At 63.8% G+C, this 2,673-nt stretch carries 4 protein-coding genes; 2 read left to right on the forward strand and 2 right to left on the reverse strand.

Annotation, left to right across the window (positions count from 1 at the left end):
- Positions 1-256: 256 nt before the first annotated feature.
- Positions 257-1,051: a hypothetical protein gene (locus VKT51_07325; GenBank protein ID HLJ83961.1), complete on the reverse strand. Its 795-nt coding sequence runs from the start codon at positions 1,049-1,051 to the stop codon at positions 257-259.
- A 4-nt stretch (positions 1,052-1,055) separates the two neighbouring features.
- Positions 1,056-1,349, reverse strand: coding sequence for a 30S ribosomal protein S20 (rpsT, locus tag VKT51_07330; GenBank protein ID HLJ83962.1), 294 nt, complete (start codon positions 1,347-1,349; stop codon positions 1,056-1,058).
- A gap of 78 nt (positions 1,350-1,427) precedes the next feature.
- On the opposite strand from rpsT, the gene VKT51_07335 reads away from it, so the two are divergent.
- Positions 1,428-2,276 carry a hypothetical protein gene (locus tag VKT51_07335; GenBank protein ID HLJ83963.1) on the forward strand — a complete coding sequence of 283 codons (849 nt, stop codon included), beginning with the start codon at positions 1,428-1,430 and terminating at the stop codon, positions 2,274-2,276.
- Positions 2,277-2,281: 5 nt separating this feature from the next.
- On the forward strand, positions 2,282-2,673 hold a 392-nt coding region (locus VKT51_07340), incomplete at its 3' end, for a hypothetical protein (GenBank protein HLJ83964.1).

Genomic DNA, 2,673 nt, shown 5'->3' on the forward strand with positions numbered 1-2,673 from the left:
ATAAACGTCCGCCCCACATCGGAACCGGCGGACGATAAACGTCCGCCCTACATCCGAACCGGCGGACGATAAACGTCCGCCCCACATCCGAACCGGCGGACGATAAACGTCCGCCCTACATCAGAACCGGCGGACGATAAACGTCCGCCCTACATCAGAACCGGCGGACGATAAACGTCCGCCCTACATCGGAACCGGCGGACGATAAACGTCCGCCCTACATCCGAACCGGCGGACGATAAACGTCCGCCCTACATCAGAAGCGGGTGCCGACGCCGAGCTGAAGCGCGGTGACGCTCTGCGGTGAGAAGGCGCTCGGTGCGCCGGCGTGGCCGGCGACGCCGATAGAATAGAAAAGTCCGCCGCGCGCGGGCGGCGCGAACGCAACCCCGGCTTCATAGGTGAAGAGACTCGACCGTACGGCGTGAGCACTGGGCAGCGATCCGATCGCGGGGAACTGCAGAGACGGGTACAAGAAGATCTTGCCGAAGAGGCTGATGCTGCGGATCTCGTCCGGCGCGAGAGCGACACCGAGACCAGCGCCGGTGGCCGAAGCCAATCCCGACGATCGCTGGAGTGAGATGACACCGATGCCGAACGCGGTGCGTTGCGCTCCGTAGAGCAACGCGCCTTCGGTGACCGTGCTGATCGGATTATCGCCGCTATGGAATGAATCGTCTTGGATGCGCAGCGAACCCGCGAACGCTCGCGAAAGACGGCCGGTCACGTCGATCGTGAAGCCGCGGCCGGTCGACGCTGGAAAAGCGATCGGCGCAGCCGTGCTGGCTGTCGGCACGTACGTGCCGCCCGATCCTGAAGCCGACTCGATGAACAGCGCCGCATAGCCGTTGGTACCCGTGACGGCTTGGCCCTCGGGCGTCGGGCTTGCGAACGGATTTGAGGGCGTCGGGGATGCCGCAACCGTTGCAGCGGCTTGAGGAGAAGCGGCAGGGATCGCGGTGGAGACGGGCTGCGGTGTGGGAGCGCCGGACGCGGCCGTGGTGCCGCAGAAGACCAGCGCGGCGAGGAGGAGCAGCCCAACGGTGCGCATCGCGCTACTTCTTTGCGGAGGCCTTCTTCGCGATTCGTGACTTCTGCCGCGCGGCTTTGTTTTTGTGGATGATGCCGCGCGCAGCGGCTTTGTCGAGCGCGGACGCAGCTGCCAACGCATTGCTCGAGGTGGAATCCTGGGCCGAAGCCTTCTTGACGAGCGTCTTCAATTTGGACTTGACGGCGAGATTTCGCATGCGCCTTTTTTCTGACGCGCGCGTCCACTTTATGGCAGCTTTGATATTGGGCACGAACCGCTCCTCACGACTGATTGGCAAAAATCCCTGAAATGATACCACATCCAACGCATCGGAAGCAATGCGCGCACGCGTTGCGTGAGGGACTTTGGCGACACGCGAGGAAGCGGAGACCTCGACTTGCCAGCACTTTTCGTTCGCATCATCGTCAACCCGGCGCTAGCGCCTCACACGCTCGCCGATTGCGTTCGCACGCTCTCTACTTGCGGGACGGTGATCGAGCATGGCAACGATGTCGATTTGAATTGCTCGGCCTTCACGTGCGTACCGCGCGACGCTACGCTGCGTTCTATCGTGCAATCGGTGGCCGCCACGGCAGCCGGCGAACATGCAGCGGGCAGAGCGTATCGCATAGAAGTCATGGCGTCGGATCTGACAGAGCTTCCCGACGACGAAGCGGCGCGCTCACTTGCAGTTGAAGCGCAAGGCGACTTCGGCGCCTCGATCTACGTCGCGCGGAGAAGCGTGCCTGCGGCGACGTGGGCTCTGTCGCGGCCCATGCCCTGGGGCCAAAAAGGGCTCAGCGTCGGGCAGATGGCGCCTGCGTTGCCGTTCGGCGGGTCTGAATGCCGCGGCGTCGCGCTGGAGTTCGGCTCACCGACCGTGATCCTGAAAGTGCGTCTGGAAGACGTTCCCGATGACGGCATGTTGCGGGCGTGTGCGGCGGTGGGAGGCGCTGAAAGCGGCTTTGCCGATGTCGCGGCGTACGGCGCCGCCTCAGCCGCTGACGGCGCATCGGTTGTTGTGCTGGAATTCGGCGACACGCGCCGTGCGCCGTTGCACCGCGCGCTTGCCGTCCTGGATGTGGAATCGCGCCGCTTCGGCGGACGGCTCGGCGCGGCATCGCTGCTCTCGCACGTTCCGCTTGACGCCTTGCTCGAAGTCTTGGCGGCGCGCATGGGGCTTGCCGCTACCCGCGGACAAGTGCTTGAAACGCACTTGTCGCAGGCCGCGGCCAGGTCGCTCTGAATCCGATGACACTGCCGCATATCGTTCCGGCTTGGAGCGATTTCTTTGACATCGTGTTGACGGCGTACATCGTCTACGTCGTGCTCTTGCTCATCCGCGATACGCGCGCGGTGCAGATCTTGCAAGGCATCGCGTTGCTGGTCGCGCTGCGGCTCGTGGTCCAGTACTTCCACCTCTGGACGATGTTCTCGATTCTCAACGGATTGCTCATCGCTATCGGCGTGGCCATACCGGTCGTTTTCCAACCGGAGCTGCGACGCGCGCTCGCGCAACTGGGACGAACCGGTTTTCGAGAAGCAACGGTACATCACGATGCGGAAGCGGTGGCGGAGGTGTGCGACGTCCTTTCGCGGACGGCGGTGGCGCTTTCCCGGGCCGGCATCGGCGCGATCATCGT

It is taken from the genome of Candidatus Eremiobacteraceae bacterium (assembly GCA_035295225.1).
Classification (GTDB): domain Bacteria; phylum Vulcanimicrobiota; class Vulcanimicrobiia; order Eremiobacterales; family Eremiobacteraceae; genus JABCYQ01.

Excerpts from the sequence above, each read along its gene's own strand:
- VKT51_07325 (HLJ83961.1), bottom strand. The coding sequence starts at position 1,051 with ATGCGCACCGTTGGGCTGCTCCTCCTCGCCGCGCTGGTCTTCTGCGGC.